Source organism: Lacticaseibacillus parahuelsenbergensis, assembly GCF_030770265.1.
Lineage (GTDB): Bacteria > Bacillota > Bacilli > Lactobacillales > Lactobacillaceae > Lacticaseibacillus > Lacticaseibacillus casei.
Genome location: NZ_CP132482.1, coordinates 937,141 through 955,377 on the forward strand (window position 1 = coordinate 937,141; position 18,237 = coordinate 955,377).

The 18,237-nt window shown below is 48.2% G+C and carries 19 protein-coding genes; 10 read left to right on the plus strand and 9 right to left on the minus strand.

Annotation, left to right across the window (positions count from 1 at the left end; translation table 11 throughout):
- The first annotated feature begins 143 nt into the window (after positions 1 to 143).
- Both LACPH_RS04515 and LACPH_RS04520 read left to right on the plus strand, forming a co-directional pair.
- On the plus strand, positions 144 to 437 hold the full coding sequence (locus tag LACPH_RS04515) for a hypothetical protein (RefSeq protein ID WP_225421684.1): 294 nt from the start codon (positions 144 to 146) through the stop codon (positions 435 to 437).
- Positions 427 to 615, plus strand: coding sequence for a helix-turn-helix transcriptional regulator (locus tag LACPH_RS04520; RefSeq protein WP_010489313.1), 189 nt, complete (start codon positions 427 to 429; stop codon positions 613 to 615). Before LACPH_RS04515 ends, LACPH_RS04520 begins: the two co-directional genes overlap by 11 nt.
- A gap of 43 nt (positions 616 to 658) precedes the next feature.
- Here LACPH_RS04520 and LACPH_RS04525 read toward each other — a convergent pair whose 3' ends face one another.
- The 5 genes from LACPH_RS04525 to LACPH_RS04545 all read right to left on the minus strand — a co-directional run bounded on the left by LACPH_RS04525 (position 659) and on the right by LACPH_RS04545 (position 6,232).
- Positions 659 to 1,900 (minus strand): MBL fold metallo-hydrolase, encoded by a 1,242-nt coding sequence (locus tag LACPH_RS04525; RefSeq protein ID WP_274784617.1) that lies wholly within the window; start codon positions 1,898 to 1,900, stop codon positions 659 to 661.
- A gap of 223 nt (positions 1,901 to 2,123) precedes the next feature.
- Positions 2,124 to 3,440, minus strand: a complete 1,317-nt coding sequence (locus tag LACPH_RS04530) for an ABC transporter substrate-binding protein (RefSeq protein WP_049172334.1) — start codon at positions 3,438 to 3,440, stop codon at positions 2,124 to 2,126.
- A 9-nt stretch (positions 3,441 to 3,449) separates the two neighbouring features.
- Positions 3,450 to 4,271, minus strand: a complete 822-nt coding sequence (locus LACPH_RS04535) for a carbohydrate ABC transporter permease (protein ID WP_039638850.1) — start codon at positions 4,269 to 4,271, stop codon at positions 3,450 to 3,452.
- A gap of 16 nt (positions 4,272 to 4,287) precedes the next feature.
- Positions 4,288 to 5,181: a carbohydrate ABC transporter permease gene (locus LACPH_RS04540; protein ID WP_049172338.1), complete on the minus strand. Its 894-nt coding sequence runs from the start codon at positions 5,179 to 5,181 to the stop codon at positions 4,288 to 4,290.
- Entirely contained in the window at positions 5,171 to 6,232 is a 1,062-nt protein-coding gene (locus tag LACPH_RS04545; RefSeq protein WP_010489303.1) for an ABC transporter ATP-binding protein, read from the minus strand. Before LACPH_RS04545 ends, LACPH_RS04540 begins: the two co-directional genes overlap by 11 nt.
- Positions 6,233 to 6,531: 299 nt before the next feature.
- Between LACPH_RS04545 and LACPH_RS04550 the strand changes: the two genes are divergently transcribed.
- Positions 6,532 to 7,104, plus strand: a complete 573-nt coding sequence (locus LACPH_RS04550) for a GNAT family N-acetyltransferase (RefSeq protein WP_274784619.1) — start codon at positions 6,532 to 6,534, stop codon at positions 7,102 to 7,104.
- Positions 7,105 to 7,212: 108 nt separating this feature from the next.
- Here LACPH_RS04550 and LACPH_RS04555 read toward each other — a convergent pair whose 3' ends face one another.
- Positions 7,213 to 7,719, minus strand: a complete 507-nt coding sequence (locus LACPH_RS04555) for an LURP-one-related family protein (RefSeq protein ID WP_010489299.1) — start codon at positions 7,717 to 7,719, stop codon at positions 7,213 to 7,215.
- Between the two features lie 48 nt (positions 7,720 to 7,767).
- Entirely contained in the window at positions 7,768 to 8,661 is an 894-nt protein-coding gene (locus LACPH_RS04560) for a Cof-type HAD-IIB family hydrolase (protein ID WP_010489297.1), read from the minus strand.
- 118 nt (positions 8,662 to 8,779) lie between these two features.
- Here LACPH_RS04560 and LACPH_RS04565 point away from each other — a divergent pair, with 118 nt between their 5' ends.
- From LACPH_RS04565 to LACPH_RS04585, 5 genes are all read left to right on the plus strand, one after another.
- Positions 8,780 to 9,469, plus strand: coding sequence for a uracil-DNA glycosylase (locus LACPH_RS04565; protein ID WP_010489295.1), 690 nt, complete (start codon positions 8,780 to 8,782; stop codon positions 9,467 to 9,469).
- Positions 9,470 to 9,570: 101 nt separating this feature from the next.
- Positions 9,571 to 10,548 carry a phosphate acetyltransferase gene (gene pta, locus LACPH_RS04570; RefSeq protein ID WP_274784620.1) on the plus strand — a complete coding sequence of 326 codons (978 nt, stop codon included), beginning with the start codon at positions 9,571 to 9,573 and terminating at the stop codon, positions 10,546 to 10,548.
- A complete protein-coding gene (gene tsaE / locus LACPH_RS04575) occupies positions 10,545 to 11,009 on the plus strand; it encodes a tRNA (adenosine(37)-N6)-threonylcarbamoyltransferase complex ATPase subunit type 1 TsaE (protein ID WP_047105826.1) in 465 nt (154 codons plus the stop codon). Before pta ends, tsaE begins: the two co-directional genes overlap by 4 nt.
- A 194-nt stretch (positions 11,010 to 11,203) precedes the next feature.
- On the plus strand, positions 11,204 to 12,100 hold the full coding sequence (locus LACPH_RS04580) for an ABC transporter ATP-binding protein (RefSeq protein ID WP_274784621.1): 897 nt from the start codon (positions 11,204 to 11,206) through the stop codon (positions 12,098 to 12,100).
- Positions 12,093 to 13,352, plus strand: a complete 1,260-nt coding sequence (locus tag LACPH_RS04585; RefSeq protein ID WP_306387303.1) for an ABC transporter permease — start codon at positions 12,093 to 12,095, stop codon at positions 13,350 to 13,352. The genes LACPH_RS04580 and LACPH_RS04585 overlap by 8 nt, the downstream gene beginning before the upstream one ends.
- Positions 13,353 to 13,709: 357 nt before the next feature.
- Here LACPH_RS04585 and LACPH_RS04590 read toward each other — a convergent pair whose 3' ends face one another.
- Positions 13,710 to 14,252, minus strand: coding sequence for a 3'-5' exonuclease (locus LACPH_RS04590; protein ID WP_274784623.1), 543 nt, complete (start codon positions 14,250 to 14,252; stop codon positions 13,710 to 13,712).
- An 11-nt stretch (positions 14,253 to 14,263) separates the two neighbouring features.
- Complete coding sequence (locus LACPH_RS04595) at positions 14,264 to 15,022, minus strand: exodeoxyribonuclease III (RefSeq protein WP_274784624.1); 759 nt, start codon at positions 15,020 to 15,022, stop codon at positions 14,264 to 14,266.
- Positions 15,023 to 15,156: 134 nt separating this feature from the next.
- On the opposite strand from LACPH_RS04595, the gene murB reads away from it, so the two are divergent.
- Both murB and LACPH_RS04605 read left to right on the plus strand, forming a co-directional pair.
- Entirely contained in the window at positions 15,157 to 16,059 is a 903-nt protein-coding gene (murB, locus tag LACPH_RS04600) for a UDP-N-acetylmuramate dehydrogenase (protein WP_274784625.1), read from the plus strand.
- A 33-nt stretch (positions 16,060 to 16,092) separates the two neighbouring features.
- Positions 16,093 to 18,204, plus strand: coding sequence for a cation:proton antiporter (locus LACPH_RS04605; protein WP_049169927.1), 2,112 nt, complete (start codon positions 16,093 to 16,095; stop codon positions 18,202 to 18,204).
- Positions 18,205 to 18,237 lie beyond the last annotated feature (33 nt).

Genomic DNA, 18,237 nt, shown 5'->3' on the forward strand with positions numbered 1-18,237 from the left:
TTAGTGGGTTACTGGTTTAAATGCTGCGGGGATCATTAAATGGTTTATGTTTGAAGTCAAAAACTTTTGACATCTATTTTGAGTGGTATATAATCGTGATGTAAAAAGAATTTGACATTAAGGGGGTGGCTTCCTTGAGAAAAATGGATGAAATGGAGCGTAAGTTTGCTGACCGCTCAATTAGAATTGCTTACCTGATGATGTTTTTAATGCTGTGGTCTAGTGGAATCTATGAACTAATTCGAACCGGACAGACTAACTTCGATTTCTTTGTGGTCAATGTTGTTATGGTTGTTCAAATTGCCAGTTATGAATGGTTCAAGCATCATGCTGATCAAACAGATAAAGGACCAGGCCGGGTTTTATATCTAACAATTGCACTAGTAGTGATCATACTCACGCTTGGATTGCTCTTTTTGGTGTTCCATGGAAAATAAAATCCGCACACTCCGAACCCGGCAAAATCTGACTCAGCAGGAATTGGCCGATGCTGTTAACGTCACACGCCAAACCATTAACGCCATTGAAAACAATAAATATGACCCGACACTTTCCTTAGCCTTTGCTTTAGCCAAACAGTTGCAGACAACGGTAGATGATCTATTCCAGCATTAAAAAAACAGGTTGCAAAGTATTCTTGCAGCCTGTTTTTTGCTAACTATTCTTCTTCAGTTAAAGGATCGAAATCGTAATACAAATCCTTTTCCGGCAATAGAACATCGGCATTTGTCTGGGCATCAATCGCGTCAGCCTCGCGTTCGGGATGGAAGCTATGCCACGGCACGACGACACGCGGGTTGACTTCTTTGACTAGTCCAAGCAAATCTTCCCGAGCGGCGTGGCCTGAGGCGTTCATGAACACTAATGGAATCTGGTGGTCAGCTAGCCAATCTTTTAACTGAGCGAAACGCGGATCATAGTCGCCCAGTGGCTCGCCGTTGCTGTGGACGTACGCGCTGATCGGTAAGTTTGCTAGTGAGGCCAGATTTGCAAAGCTGTTTTGAAGAATGTAGCGTTGCGGTTGCTGGGCAATGTCAGTCAGCTGGATCGTTTGGCCGAGAATGGCATCGGGTTGCGTGCCGGTCATGGTTGTTAAAATGGCAGCTTCATTTGGCTCCCAAACCATTTGCCGACCATTGACATGAGCCGAAACTTGAAATGCCTCTAAGCGCTCGTAATTGCGATTGTAAGGGTTGATGACCACGAGCTGTGAGCTATCCGCCAATAATTGCTGAAACTTGGTCTGCAGACTCATTTCCGTCAATGGCACACTGGGATGATCCTGATCTTCAACGGGAATCGGGGTGTCAAACGAAAAACTAGTGCCTTCCAGCATCAAAAGACTCACTTTTTCTTCCTTAAACCGTTTGGCCCATGCGTGAACCCGATCAGCATGCGGGCCGTTGAGGCGGACATCGCCTGAATGCGCAAAACGGCGCGAACCGTCATCGACCAGCAACGCCATGACACCCGGCTCATCGTGATCGCTGTGAAACCCAGTGACCGTCAGATCGCCAACGGCAAGCGGGGTTTCAAAAGCGAGGGGATGCAGGTTCGCAACTGGTTTTTCGATACCCAACTGAATGAGCAGTCGATAGAGGCGGTACGACGGTTCCGAAAGATAAATCGGGATGTTTTTTTGCAAGTATTGCAAAGCACCCATGTGGTCAATATGCAGATGGGAGATAAAAATTGCTTCGTCGGAAAAATGATCAGGTTGATTGAAAAAGAGTTCCGGCACATGCGGCAGTTTTCCCTGCTCGAGGGCCGAAGCTACAGTTTCCTGGCTTAAATCAGCCGCAACCCCAAAGTCCATGATGACTCGGCTGGTTTTAGTGGCAAACTCGACAATATTTCCGCCAATGGTATTTAACCCATTTAAAAAGCGAATTGTAGTCACGTGATTTCCTCCAATGTCTCGTCAATATTTTTGAGAACATTAAATCGTACTCCGCGGATGTTTGAAAAGCAAATAAATAATTTCATTTGAGCAATCATAGCGGCCAGGTATCGCTTGAAACAAATCGACCCCAGAGACGCGGTGCATCTCTGGGGTCGATCATGTCTGGCGCTATTTAAAACAATGCTTAGCTTCAATCATCTACGCGAATGATTGAGCTGCTTTACTTGTTTGTCTTGATAATGGTTTCAGCTTGGCCTTGCAAGGTCTTTAATGCCTGTTCCGGTTTTTCGTGTTTCGTCAGCATAGCATCGACCGCGTTCAAAAGATCGTTACGATATTCCGAGAAGCCGATGAATGCCGTGGACTGGAAGCCGAAGCCGAGTGAATCAACCGCAGCCTTGCTGGTTTCGTTTTCGTTCAAATACTTCTTGAAGTCAGCTGATTGAACCGCGGACTTACGCAGTGGAACATAACCGGTCAACTGGGCCCACTTGGAAGTTTCCTTTTCAGATAGCAGGAACTTCATGAATGCCCAAGCGCCTTTTTGCTGGTCGGTTGAAGCGGACTTGAAGAGGACGATATCGTTACCGGCAAGCTCGGTCGCTTTCTTGCCTTTGTAACTTGGCAGCGGCATGGTGCCCCACTTGAAGTCTTTAGGTGCATTTTGCTTCATGTTCGTGATTCCGGCACTTGAACCGGCATAGAAGAGGGTCTTGCCGGAAGTGAAGTTCTTGTCGCCGTAAATATCTTCACCGGCAGTTTTGGCTTCACCATTGTTAACCATATCCATGATGAAGTTGGCTGCGGTGATGGTCTTCTTACTGTCTAGATTGGCTTTCAATGGCTTGGCTGAAATGAGCGGATTGCCGGCTTGACGGGCTAAGCCTTCGAATTCCATATCGAAACTCTTGTCAAAACCGATTGCGGCAACGCCGTCAGCCTTCAGCTTGTCGGCATCTTTCTTGATGTCTTCCCAACTCTTAGGCTTGTCGATGTTGTACTTCTTCATCAGGGCTTCATTATAGAAAAGGATTCGGGTTGATTTGGAGAAAGGTACACTGTAGTACTTGCCTTGATACTTCGAGCTTGACAGGAAGGCCGGGTAAATATCCTTCAAGTCGCTGGCACTCATCTTGTTGTCACCCTTCAGCATGTACTGATCGAGTGGGGTGATAAATCCGTTTTTAACGTAATCAGGAACGGTCGTGTAAGTGGTCTGGGCAATGGTTGGCAGGTTGCGTGACTTAGCCGCAGCCATAATCTTTTGCTGCAGCGCCGTGTAGTTACCTTGGGCGGTTCCGACAACCTTGTATTGCTTTTGACTCTTGTTGAAATCGGTAATGATCTGGTTGATGGCTTTTTGGTAAGGGCCGTTCATACCATGCCAGAAGGTGATGGTGACACGTTTGCCTGAATCGCTCTTAGTCGTGGAACTGGATTTGCTGCTGCTGTTGCTACCACACGCGGTTAAGACAGCAACCAGTGTGATCGTCAGCATTGCAAGTAAGACTCGTTTTACCCAATTTTGCTTTTTCATTTTGATAGATTATCCTTTCAATCCAGCTTTAGAAATCCCAGCAATAATGTACTTTTGCAAGAAGATATACAAAATGACCATTGGAATGATGACGAAAGTAGAAGCCGCCATCAAAAGTTGATATTGTGTGCCGGCATCGGTCGTGAAGGCCTGCAAACCGACTGGCAGGGTCCGCATCTTATCGGAGTTGGTGACGATCAACGGCCACATGAACGCGTTCCATGAACCGATGACTTGAAGGACGGTCACCGCCGTGATGGTGGACTTGCTCATTGGCACGAGCACCTGCCATAGATATTTCCAATCCGAGGCGCCGTCGATTTTGGCAGCGTAATAAATCTGATCCGGTGTGGATTGGAATGTTTGACGCAACGTGAAAACTGTAAAGAAACTAGCCAACCATGGCAGAATCAACGCGCCGTAGTGGTCGATTTGCCCTAAATGCGACAGGGTCACAAAGTTAGGAATGATCAGCATTTCCCCAGGAATCATCATCGTTCCCAAAAAGATGATGAACAAAATATTTTTGCCGTAAAACTTCAGCCGTGCGAAGGCGAATGCGGCAAGAATACTGGTGAAAAGCTGGCCAACCGTGGTGACGACCGTGACGATAATACTGTTAATAAAGTACTGACCAAACGGTGCTTCGTTCCATGCCTTGACGTAATTGCCCCACTGCAGGGACTTGGGAATCCAGATCGGCGGTACCGCAATGGTTTCCGGTGCTGTTTTCAATGACGTCGAGATCATCCATAAGAAGGGGATCAGCATGGTGATGGCCCCTAAAATAACGATCAGATAAAGTAAAACCTTACTGAGCTTTTTAGCCATTTTTTGCTTTCCCCCCTTAATAGTGAACGTGCTTGCGCGAATACCACAACTGCACGAGTGTCACGAGCAAGATGAGGAAGAAAAGCACAACGCCTGATGCCGCGGCAATCGGATACTTATACTCGGTGTAAAACTTCTGGTACAAGTAATACACAATCGTCAAATCGGCCTTACCCGGTCCCGGTGTTCCCTGGAACAAGGCAAAGATTTCATCGAAGACTTTGAAGCTACCGATAATCCCGTTGACCGAAACCAGAAAGGTAATCGGCGAAAGCATCGGAATGGTGATGTTCCAGAAACGCTGGCGGGCATTCGCGCCGTCAATTTCCGCTGCTTCATAGTAGCCATGATCAATGTTGTTCAAGCCAACCAGGAAAAGGATGATGTTAAAACCGAGACTTTTCCAAATACTCATAATGATCAGCGCCAACAAGGCATAGTGCGGATCGGTCAACCAGTTGATCGGATGAACGCCAAACCAACTCAAGAAGTAATTGACCAAGCCGTAGTTACCATGAAACATCCAGTTCCAGACCATGGCAATGGCAACGGTACTGGTAACGAACGGCAAGAAATAGACGGTTCGGAAAAAGCCGGAAATGATCTTGACCTGATTCAGCAGCAACGCAATGATCAGCGACAGAATGACCGTTATCGGCACGACGCCGACCACGAAGACCAACGTATTCCGAACGGCAAGGTGAAAGTCAGGATCATTCCAGAGATAGACGAAATTGTCGAATCCCCAGCCGCTGACCTTATCCGTGTAAAAGTCATACTTGGTGTAAAGGCTCATTAAAAAAGAATTGATGATCGGCCAGATGTTAAAGGTAATGGTAATGACGAGCATCGGCAGCAAATACAACGCTGCCTTGGCTGTCGATTTTAAGCTGGCTTTTTCATTTAGCATGACTTTCACCACCAAAAATCAAGGCGCCAGACTGATCAAAGAGAAAGAATCCTGATTTGGTGAGATAAAAATCCAACTCCGGTTGACTACCGGAAACACCGGCCATTTCGGTCGACAAGAGATGTTCACCGTTGTAAGTAATATTGGCGGTGGCTTCCCGGCCATATTTAGAACTTTGGGTAATCTTGCCATGGAGTTTGGCCAACACATTCTCACCGGCATCGTAAGGGATGAGTGCCTCACTGCGAATGCCGGCGGTTTCGGCTTGCTTCAAAATATCTTCCGGAACGGCTCCTGCAAGATCGGCAGCTAAGGCCTGTGCCGGAATGGTGTTAATGACAGGCTCGCCGATAAACTTAGCTACAAACAGGTTATTAGGCTGATCGTAGAGTGTCTGCGGTGAACTGAATTGCTGAATCGACCCATTAGCCAGGACCATGATATTGTCGGAAATATGCAAGGCTTCATCCTGGTCATGGGTGACGAAGATGGTCGTAACGCCGGTTTCGCGCTGAATTCGGCGAATCTCTTCCCGCATCTCGATTCGCAGCCGCGCATCAAGATTGGAGAGCGGTTCATCCAGCAACAATAGGCTTGGTGATTTGGCCAGCGCCCGCGCAATAGCGACACGCTGCTGTTGGCCGCCAGACAAGGCACCCGGTTTCTTGTCAAGCTGGTCTTCGACATGGACCAACTTGGCAAGATCCTTAGCTTTAGCGTGGCGCTCGGCCTTGCTGACTTTAGCCATTTTCAGCGGAAAGGCGATATTGTCTAACACTGACAAGTGCGGATACAGACTGTAGTTCTGAAATACCATGCCGACTTTACGGGCTAAGGCATCTTTTTTGGTCACATCGGTGTCACCAAAAAAGATTTGCCCAGCAGTAGGGGACAACAACCCTGAAATCAAATTCAACGTTGTGGTTTTACCGCCGCCGGAAGGACCCAGCAGGGAAACCAGCGTGCCGTCGGGAATGGTAAAATTCAGATCCTTCAGGGTATCTGTCTTGCCATCGTAGGACATCGTGACGTCCTTGAAAGTAACTTTCAACCCAGTACGCTCCTTCAAATAGTTTTCTGCTCCTCACCTCCGTTCGTCGGTCCCGCATGGTTTGCCAAACAGGGTCGCGCCAAAAAGAAAATTTGGAACAAGATATTGCGTTGTAGCTATACCACTTGACTATATCTAGTAGGCAGCAAGCCAACACAACTCTTCACATATTTTAACCCAGAACGGCGGAAAATTGGACTTATTCGCTTAAAAACATTTGATTAATGATTCGGAAGCGGTAACACGCGAACGTTCGCTTTTTTTGCTATAATAAACAACAAGAAAAAGGAGCGATTTGTTTGATTATACGTCCAAGTAAACCTGCGGATGCCGTTCAGGTGGCACCGCTGATTGATATTGTTTTTACCGAAATGGAAATTCCGCAACTGATGCGCGTGCCGAAGAAGACGCTTTATGCAGTATTGCAACAGGCATTTCTTCTGCCGACTTATCGCTACGGCTATCCCCAGATGCTCGTGGCCGATCAAAATGGCAAAATTGAAGGCATCGCAGTCGGATATCTGCACGAACAGGAGGCACACATTGATGACGCCTTGCAACCGTTATTGCCAAAGCTGGGCTTAACGCCACAATCTTCGCTGTTTACGGATACCGAAACTTACCCGGGAGAATGGTATCTGGACACACTGGCAGTGGCGCCAAGTGCTCAAGGCCATGGCATCGGCACAAAATTGCTGCAAGCTGTTGACCCGGTTGCCCGCTCACGCAAAGCAGATGTTGTCAGTTTGAATGTCGACCAGCAAAATCCGCGCGCCAAGAAATTGTATGAACGCAATGGCTTTGTCAAAAATGGAGAACTCATGATCGGCAGTCACCGCTATGATCATATGGTTCGGCCAGTGGGTGAGTAACGGCTGTGATTTTTGGACAGAGACACAATGCACTAAACAAATAGACATCAGAGATGCGTTTCCTTCTCTGATGTCTATTTGTTTGAGGAGCTTTTTTAAACCCAGCCGCTAATCCGGAAAGTCCAGGCCATACTCGTAACGTTTGAGCGGATCGGCCACGCCGACGTGGCGGAAGCGATCGAGGATGGCGGCTAGCAAGATTGCAGCTGGAATGTCACGATTGTTAGGAATGGTTAGCTTGACGATCGCCGGGGCAACTTCTTCAGCACTGAAAATCGTTTTAACGCCGTGGAAGACCTGGTAATGGTTATTTAAGAGATTCCCCATAGCCACCCAGTTGAGTTTTGAAATAAAAATAAATTGATGCCAGACGCCGAACATTTTTTTGACGCTGGCAACATTCCGGTTGGCGATGTACAGATCATATCGCGGGAAAACACTAACCGTTTTCTGCCGGATCGAACCTAACGGGTTGCCACTGAGCGTATTCAAATCGAAACCACCGTTAATGAGACCGTGACGGGCGGTCAGAATGTAGGCAGGCTTACCATTGTCGGTTTTGACCACACTAAGACTGCCGGTACTCAATGCATTGATGTCAAGATATAACGCCATTTGCTAACCTCCCTTGAAGGCTTGCATGATGTGGTTCAGCTGTCAATCCTAGAAACGCGCGTTAGTTGCTTCCGCTTTATTGATCCGAATGGCTTTGCGAATCGCCTCGGCAACGCCATTTTCGCCATTGGTGCCGGTTGTACCCCAGGCTAAGTCGGTGATTTCAGGGATCGCGTTGCCCATGGCGATGCCGTATTTGGCCATTTTGATCATGCTGGCATCATTCAGATTATCACCGATGGCCATGACCTCATCCATTGTGATCCCTTTCTGTTTGGCATAAGCTTCAACCGCATAACCTTTCTGCGCCTTAATATTGTTGACTTCAATATTGTTAACGGAACTGGATGTGACACTTAATTTGCCGGTCGCTTTAAATACTTTAGCCGGGGCCTTTAAAATGTCAGGTGTTTCGCCGGTGTAAGCGATGATTTTCATAATCTGAATCGTCGGATCGTCCAGTAATTTTTGATAGTCATCCACATAATTAATATTCATGATTTCCAACCGGGCAGCCGCCAAAGCAACGGCGAGCTTGTAAGTGGTATCAGGGTTGAGATCGACTAGCAAGTCTGCCACGTTCTGAATGCGCTTAACCCGACTGTCGGAAAAGACGCCTTTGTTAGTTGTGATTTCAAAGTAGATGTCGGCTGCTTGTAAAGTATCGATAACGTACTGGCTTAAATCATCGGCGATAGGGATGGTGACAACCGGTTTGCCGGCCTCGTCAAAAACCATGGCGCCGTTTAACGTGATGAACGCCGGCTTTAGCTGCTGTGCCGCCAATAATGGCTTGGCTTCGGTAACACCGCGCCCGGTGGCAACCATGAACTCGATACCAGCGGCTTGTGCTTCACGAATGGCCTTGGCATTTTCGTCTGAGACTTCCATCTTGTCATTCAAAAGCGTGCCATCCATGTCTGATGCAATAAGTTTGATCATATTACTGTTCCCTCCGGTTTGTCATGGTGCGATTACGTCCTTAATTTTAGCATGAAAAGCGCTTGCCCGGTAGCAAACGCGCAGGGATTCTTGTACACTATTTGCGGAGGTGCAGCTTTTGAAAACATTAATACATAATGATTGGCAGACGGTGCTGGAACCGATTTTTGAAAGTCCCGAGTATGCCCGGCTGCATGAGTTCTTAAAGGAAGAATACACGACCAAAACGATTTATCCGGAAATGCATCATATTTTTCAGGCATTCGAATGGACGCCGTTTCATGATGTCAAAGTGGTCATTTTGGGACAGGATCCGTACCATAATCCGCATCAGGCGGTGGGGGCGAGTTTTGCCGTGGCGCCTGGTGTGGCATTGCCGCCGTCGCTGCAAAATATTTATAAAGAATTACAAAGCGATTTAGGTTATCCGCCAGTACATCACGGGTATCTGAAGGCATGGGCCGATCAAGGCGTCTTGTTGCTGAATGCGGTCTTGACCGTGCAGGCAGGCCGGGCTTATTCCCACCAGAATCATGGTTGGGAGGAGCTGACCGATGCAGCAATTGCGGCTTTATCTGCGCGTGGCGGGGTTGTGTTTATTTTGTGGGGCAATGCGGCCAAGAAGAAAGCCGCGTTGATTGATACCAGCAAAAATGCGATCATTGCCTCTGCCCATCCTAGTCCGTTGTCGGCATCTCGCGGCTTTTTCGGCAGCCGACCATTTTCCCGTACCAATGAAGCATTGAAGAAAATGGGCGAAACGCCGATTAATTGGCAACTGCCAGAAACCGTGACTGCGGCGAGTTAATCAAGTCACGCAAAGTGTTTTTCCATTGTCTTCCGCTGGTCACGACCCGATAAAAACGGTATGATGTTAAGGAATAAAGCGCTTTTATGGAGGGATAAGATTTGGATTTATTTGAAAGCTTAAAAGACAAGATTAACGACAAGCATTTGCGCATTGTATTTCCGGAAGGCGAGGATCCGCGTGTTCTAGGAGCCGCGGTACGACTGACCGCCGATGGATTGGTGCAGGCGATTGTACTGGGTAACCCTGAGAAAATTCATAACCTGGCAACCGAAAAAAGCTGGGATTTAAGCAAGTTGACGGTTCGCGATCCTGAGCATGATGATCTTCACGCCAAGATGGTGACCGCGTTCGTTGAGCGGCGTAAAGGCAAAGCAACTCCGGAACAGGCGGAAAAGATTGTCCAGGATGCCAATTATTTTGGCACCATGCTTGTTTACATGAAGGAAGCAGACGGCATGGTTTCCGGTGCGGTGCATTCAACGGCGGATACCGTGCGGCCGGCTTTACAAATCATCAAGACCCGTCCTGGCGTTCATCTTGTTAGCGGCGCGTTTATCATGCAGCGTGGCCGGGATGAACGGTACTTATTTGCGGACAATGCGATTAACATCGATCCGGATGCCGATCAACTGGCAGAAATCGCGGTTGAATCAGCGAAAACGGCGGCTTTATTCGACATCGATCCGCCGCGGGTTGCTTTGCTGTCATTTTCCACTAAGGGAAGTGCCAAAGGGCCACAAGTGGACAAAGTGGTGGCCGCAACCCAGAAGGCGCACGAGCTGGCACCGGATTTGGCTTTAGATGGTGAGCTGCAGTTTGACGCGGCATTTGTCCCGACTGTCGCCAAGCAAAAGGCGCCCGAGTCCAAAGTTGCCGGTGAAGCCAACGTCTTTATTTTCCCGGAATTGCAATCCGGCAACATTGGCTACAAAATTGCCCAGCGGTTTGGCGGCTTTGAAGCCATCGGCCCGATTCTGCAAGGCTTGAATCAGCCGGTTTCCGACCTGAGTCGCGGCGCCAAGGAAGAAGACGTCTACAAGTTGGCCATTATTACAGCGGCCCAGACCTTGCTATGACAAGTTTGAAAAAGGATTTTACCAGCGAAGCCGAACTACAGGCATTCGCCGCTTCGCTAGGTCCGCATTTACAGGCAGGGGATGTCCTTCTCTTAGATGGTGATCTTGGTGCTGGCAAAACCAGCTTTACCAAAGGCTTGGCTAAGGGACTGGGTATTACGGATTATGTCAAAAGCCCGACGTTTACGATTATTCGCGAATATCGTCACGGTCGGCTGCCACTGTATCACATGGATCTTTATCGCTTGGAAGACGGTGGTGCCGAGGACCTCGGACTTGAAGAATACTTTGAAGGCGACGGTGTCTCGGTCGTTGAATGGCCGGATTTTCTGGGTGCAAGCGAACCCGAAGCCGATTTGCTGGTGCACTTTCAAAAAGATGAGCAGTCGGATACAACCCGTCATCTTGAATTTGTTCCCCAGGGTAAGCGCTATGAAACATTGCTTCAAAGCTTAAAATAAGTTTGGCGGCACCGATTTTTATTTCAATTTCAACCAAAATAGCACTAAGACCAGTGGTGGCTCTAGTGCTATTTTTAGTGTAACAGGTTAATCATTGGCTATGATAGTTAAAAATTATATTTTGATAAGCAAAGTATACATGCTACACTGTTAGCAATGTGGAGCATGATATGAATTAAGAAAGTAGGTGTGCCATGTTAGCAGTTAAAGATCTCGTCAAGACTTTTGGCACCATGACGGCGGTTGATGATGTGAGTTTTACCGTCAAGCCTGGCGAAATTATGGGACTAATTGGCCAAAACGGTGCCGGTAAAACAACAACGTTTCGAATGATTTTGAATTTTTTGACCCCAGACTCCGGAACGATTACCTGGAATGACCACCCGTTAACGGCCAAGGATTATGACATCATCGGCTATTTGCCTGAAGAACGCGGTTTATACCCGAAGATGCGCGTGCAGGATCAGATTATTTATTTTGCCCGGTTGCGCGGGATGAAGACGGCGGATGTGAAAGCTCGGATTCCCGAATGGCTGGAACGTTTTCAGGTGAAAGGCAAGGCAACCGATAAAATCAAGGACCTGAGCAAAGGTAACCAGCAAAAAGTGCAAGTGATTGCGACCATGATTCATATGCCTAAACTGGTGATCCTCGATGAGCCTTTCTCTGGGCTCGATCCGGTCAATGCAAGCTTGCTAATGGCTGGGATTGAGATGTTAAAAGACAATGGTGCGGCGATTATTTATTCCAGCCACGATATGGCCAATGTCGAAGCCATCTCGGATCATTTGGTGATGTTGAAACAAGGAAAGATGGTCTTAAACGGCGCTGTTGGTGACATCCGCGAAAGCTTTGGCCGGACGAAGCTCTTCATTGAATCCGGTTTAACCCGAGATGATTTGCAAGCCTTTGACGGCGTGACGAACATTCGTCAACATGGTCAGGAATTTGAATTGACGCTGGCAGATCCGGCAGTGGGCCGCCAGATTTTTGAAAAAGCGGTTGCCAATGGGTACATACCGGAATTTCGGCAACAACCACCAACGCTTGATGAGATTTTCCGCTTGAAAGTGGGTGAAACACATGCATAAATTCTGGGTCGTCATGAGTCAGGTTTACAAAAAGAATGCCAAAAGCGGTTCGTGGATCTTTTTGGTTTTATCGCCATTACTTTTTCTGGCGATTGGATTCGGCATTGCTTTTTACATTGCCAAAACGCAGGCACCCGCCCAAGTGGCAGTCGTCAGCGATGTCAGCGCGGTCAGTCAGGCATTAAGTAAGCAAAACAACGATGACTTGCATTTTAAAGTGTACTCATCGAGTAAAAAGGCCGATGCGGCGCTAAACGATGAGAAAGTTGATGGTATTTTAACTGTCAATGCCAAAGATCAATTCCGCTCGCGCTATGTTTCGCGGGATAACGGCCAAGAGGTTGATAAAACCACTTTGGTTACGGCACTCAGCGGCTTGAAACTTAGCAGCACCGCAGCAAGTATGCATCTCACAACAGCCCAAGTCAGCGCGCTGACGCAGCCGCCAATGGTTAGCACTAAAACGGTGGCCATTGAAAACGGCAAACAGGTGACCAAGTCAAACTCAACGCAACTGATGAACCACGGAGTTGCGGTTGTCGCCATGATTTTAATCTTGATGGTAACCATGGTTTACGGCTCGATTCTTGCTCAGGAAATTGCCACGGAAAAAGGCTCGCGCATCATGGAGATTCTTTTGTCTTCGGTGAGCGCAACCACCCAATTCTTCGGTAAACTGGCCGGAATCTTCGCGCTGTTACTGACGCAGCTGGCAATTTATGTGGTTGCCGGGGTGATCAGTTGGCAATTCGTCAAAAACCAGTCGTTTGTATCGGGTGTTTTGAAACAGTTTGACTTCTCGATTCTGGTGTCTGGCACCACAGCAATGATTGTCGTTTTCTTCATCATCGGCACCTTGACTTACTCAGTACTGGCTGCGCTGACCGGTTCGCTGGTTTCCAATCAGGAACAGGTGCAGCAGGCGGCCATGCCGATTAGCATGTTGGGGCTGATTGGGTATTTCATCACGATTGCGGCTCAATCAAGCGATTCGGCTTTGGCACAGATTACGAGTTATGTCCCATTCCTGAATGTTTTCGTGATGCCCACCCAGATGTCACTGGGTCGGGCCAGCATGGGCGAGGCGTGGATCAGCGTCGCCATCAGCCTCGTCTTCCTCGTGCTGTTTACCATGTTTACGGTAAAAGTCTACCGGAACAATGTCCTGGTTTACTCCGGTTCAGGCTTGTGGCAGTCGATGAAAACGTCCTTTAGCATCTGGAAGTCAGAGCGTAGCGTTGCTAAAAAGTGATATAGCAGGATAAAGCTATCTTCTAAATCAGTTTAGTCTGGGTCATAATTCATAGCTATAATAAAAGGGTGAACATACTAGCGATAAGAGTATGTTCACCTTTTGTTTCCCCAAGGTAATTTGTTGGGTTATTTAAGATATGAGTGCCAAAGCGGAGCAATCGTAGGCCAGATGGGGCTCAGTGGTGCAATTGTACTTGCCGGGCGATCTTCCCGGCGTAGTACAAGGCCGAGCTTAGAGACTCTGCCGGTTTTGCAGAGGCTCTAAGTCGTGCCCACCACGTTCCAGCCCCGGCTGGCCGGAGATTGCGGAGTTTGGCATGGCATGAAGACCGATTGCCTAAGCTTTGCTTGGTCATTAACCCGCCTTAGCCAGTTTCATCATAGCTTTCGTTCGGGCTTCGCCAAAATGTTCGTTCTCGGCAATGAGAATCCGCGCGCAGGCATAACTATCTGCCAACGCGTTGTGGTGATGTTCCAGTGGAATTTTTAACGCAGCACTGACCGTATCCAGACGATGGTTCGGCAGTTTAGGTAAAAATAGCCGGGAAGTTTTAACTGTGTCGATCACCTGATAGCGCGGCGCAGCGATGCCATACCGGTCAAGTGTCAGGCGCAACACCGACACATCAAACGGGGCATTGTGGGCCGTCACGATGCGACCTGGGGTATAAAACATCTGGATATGCGGCCAAACCTGATCAAACGTCGGCTGGTTCTGAACCATATCCGGCGTGATGCCGTGAATGCGAATATTTTGCGGATCAAAGCGCATCTGTGGGTTGATGAGCGTGTAGAAACTATCAACAACCCGATTTTGCTGTACGACCACTAAGGCAAGCGAACAGGCTGAGGCGCGTTTGCGATTGGCAGTTTCAAAATCCATGGCAATAAAGTCCATTATTGACGCTCCTATAGTAAATCCTGCGTGGTGAGTTCAACCGGACAGTGGTCACTGCCCATGATATCGGTGAGAATTTTGGCATCTTTAACATATGGCTGAAAGTTTGAACTGGCAACAAAGTAGTCGATCCGCCACCCGGCATTATTGGCGCGCGCGTGGAACCGATAACTCCACCAAGAATAAGTGACCGTGTCGGGATACAGATGGCGGAAAGTGTCGATAAAGCCGCTCTTAAGCTGCTTGGTAAAATCGGCACGTTCCTCATCGGTGAACCCAGCGTTGTGGTGATTGGTCTTATCATTCTTAAGGTCGATCGGTTCATGGGCAACGTTTAAATCACCACAATAGACAAGGGGCTTTTTTGCCGCCAACTGGTTAGTATAGTCGCGAAAATCCTTATCCCACTGTTGGCGATAATCGAGTCGCTTGAGCTCGCCGCCAGAGTTGGGAGTATAAACCGTCATCAAGTAAAACTTGGGATATTCAAGCGTAAGGATGCGGCCTTCCTTATCGTGCTCGGGAATGCCCATGCCGTAAGTCACATTGAGCGGTTTGTGTTTCGTAAAAATCGCGGTGCCTGAATAACCTTTGCGTTTCGCGTAATTAAAATACTGATAGTAGCCAGGAAGATCAAGCTTCACTTGGCCTTCCTGCATTTTGGTTTCTTGAAGACAAAACCAATCAGCATCCAGTTCATTAAAAATGGTCATAAAGTCTTTTTTTAAGACGGCCCGCAAGCCATTCACGTTCCATGAAATTAATTTCAAAACGTTCACTCCTATCGCTACATTGCTCTTTTATTCTACTAGACTTTTCTAACAAACGCACGGAGAGGTAAGTGTTCACAAGCGTCAAATTCTGCTAAAATATATAAGTAGTCTTTTTGAAAGGACCTGATGTTGTGGTAGATGCACCACGGATGCTTGAAGGGATCACCATTATGCATGATGAACCGTTAAGCCATTATACGTTTACAAAAACCGGTGGGCCAGCCGATTTACTGGCTTTTCCTAGAAACGTCGCCGAGGTTCGGACTCTGGTTGAATCGGCGCGGGAACAGCATTTGCCTTTAACGGTCATTGGAAACGCAAGTAATTTAATTGTGCGCGATGGCGGTATCCGTGGACTGGTCTTGATTTTGACGGCCATGAACGAGATCACGGTGACAGATAACACCGTAACGGCTCAGGCTGGCGCACGCCTCATTGACACGACCGAAGCTGCGTATCGCGCCGGATTGACCGGTCTTGAGTTCGCGGCCGGGATTCCCGGTAGTGTCGGCGGCGCACTTTTCATGAACGCTGGGGCATACGGCGGTGAAGTCTGCAATGTCATCAGCAGCGCCCATGTGTTGACGCGCGCAGGTGAGTTCAAAACCTATAACCACCGCGAATTAAAGTTCTGGTATCGCCATAGTATTGTTCAGGATACCGGCGATGTTGTCTTAAGCGTTACTTTTTCCCTAAAACCCGGCGACAAACCGGCAGTTCGCGCCAAAATGGACGAGCTGAATGCAAGACGGGCGGCTAAACAGCCATTGGAATATCCGTCCTGTGGTTCAGTCTTTAAGCGGCCACCGCATCATTTTGTCGGTCCGATGATTCAAAAAGCCGGTCTGCAAGGCCACATTATTGGTGGTGCGCAGGTTTCAATGAAGCATGCAGGCTTTATTATCAATTTAGGCGACGCAACTGCCACTGACTATCTGGATATGATCCACCTGATTCAGAAAACGGTTAAAGCCAAATTTGGTGTCGATTTGGAAACTGAAGTCCGCATCATTGGCGAACCATTGCAGTCATAGCCTACATTCAAAATAAAAGAAAGGGGCCCCACAATGCATTTAGTCGAAGCCGTCTTGTTTTTGATGGCGCTGGTCATCGTGTCAAACGTGCTCAGCCACTACATTGTCGCTGTCCCGGTATCTTTGATTCAAGTCGCGCTGGGACTCGGCGCGGCTTTGTTTTTTCATTTAACGATAAATTTGGCGACGGACTGGTTTATGCTCTTGTTCATTGCGCCGCTTTTGTATTACGATGGTCGCCATTTCCCGCGGCGGGAGTTGTGGGAATTGCGCGGCCCGATCATCGGCAATGCGATTTTTCTGGTTTTTGCCACAATGCTGGTTGGCGGGTATTTGATTCATTTTCTGATTCCGCCGTTGCCATTACCGGCGAGTTTTGCCTTAGCGGCGATTCTTAGTCCGACTGATCCGATTGCGGTTCAGAGCCTGGCCAAGCGGACTCATCTGCCGAGTGGGGTCTTACACTTGGTCAGCGGTGAAAGCCTGATCAATGATGCCAGCGGTTTGATCGGCTTCAAATATGGCATTGCCGCCACGTTGACCGGGACATTTGCTTTTGGACACGCGGTCCAGGATTTCTTCTATGTGGCGTTAGTTGGCGCAATGGCTGGGCTTGTTTTAATCGGGATCATCAACTTGAGTCGTAACTGGTTGTTGCAACAAGGGATCAATGATGTGATTCTGCATACGATTTTGCAGGTGTTAACGCCATTTTTTATTTATTTGATTGTTGACGAATTCATGCACGCTTCCGGCGTCATTGCTGTGGTTGTGGCGGGGTTACTGAGCAATACGCAGCACAATCGGTATGTGGCCGCGTTACCGGAGTTAAGAATCGTGTCAGAGCGGACATGGGATTTAATTGTTTATACGCTTAATGGGATTATTTTCCTGATTTTGGGCATTGAGCTTCCGGTGGCGATGCGCGATACGATTGCCGATCATGAAGTCAGCACGTTACAGGCACTCGGGTTTGTCGTGTTGGTCTATTTAGGCATTCTGATTTTACGAACCTTATGGATTTATGGCTACATGTTGCTGACGGTGCGATCAAAAGGTAACCAGCCTTCATGGCGCGCGGCATTGTTAAGCGGCATTTCCGGAGTGCGCGGCGCTATTACGCTGGTCGGGGTATTTGCGGTACCAGCCGCACTGGCCAATGGTGATCCGTTCCCAGAACGCAGCCTGATGTTATTTATCGCGGCCGGCGTTGTGGTGTTGAGTCTGATTGTTGCGATCATAGCCTTGCCAATCGTAACCCGATCTGTCGCGCCTTTACAAACGCGTGGTTCCACCATCGCAGCAACCGATGATGAGACTGAAGCTGATGAGGATCACGCCAATGATGTGCGGATTATTTCGTTGAGTCAGGCACAGATGTTTGTGTACCAAATGGCTGTGCGCCGCGTTGAATCAGAGCGCCGGGAAAATAATCAAAAAGCGGCATTGGATCTCATCGCGGAGTATCAAAATCTGATTCGGCGACTGGAACTGGCTGAAGACACCGGGGCAGCGATTCCACCGCTGGTCCAAGATGAACTCGACCTGCGCAAAGTCGGGGTTCAAGGCGAATTATATGCGTTGGATGATTTGTGGCGCGAAAATAAAATCATGTCAAAAAGCTACGCCAAAGCGCGCAAGCAATTAAAGCATCGAATGGATGATTTGGACTCGATGGCTAAGCGCTCGGGTCGGCCGACGCTGCGCATGCTTTTTGACCGTTCCGCGTTGCGACTATCACACTTCTGGTACACCGTGGCCAGTGAGCAAAACCGCTCGCATCGCTTCTTTAACGAGAAATTGTTCATTGAAAAAGAAACGGCAAAAGGCGGGTTGAAGTACTTGTCGAAATTTCTCCGGCAAAAAGAAAACAAGGCCCACCATTACAATCGCCAGGTGATTTATTCATTGATTGTCCAGTACCGCAATCGCATCGCCTCGGTCAAGGCGTTGAATACGCATAAATCCACCCAGTACGAACATGAGCTAAGTCGATTGCGTGCCATTGCGTTTGCCGCAGAACGAACAGCTATCCATGATTTGATGGAAAAAGGCTACATCACCATGACGATGGCCCAGCGGCTGAATCAAAATGTCAACTTTACCGAAAATGCGGCGACTCTGACGTCTTTAGAAGAAGTTTGATTCTAGAAGACTGACAAGATTGGTGTGATTCTT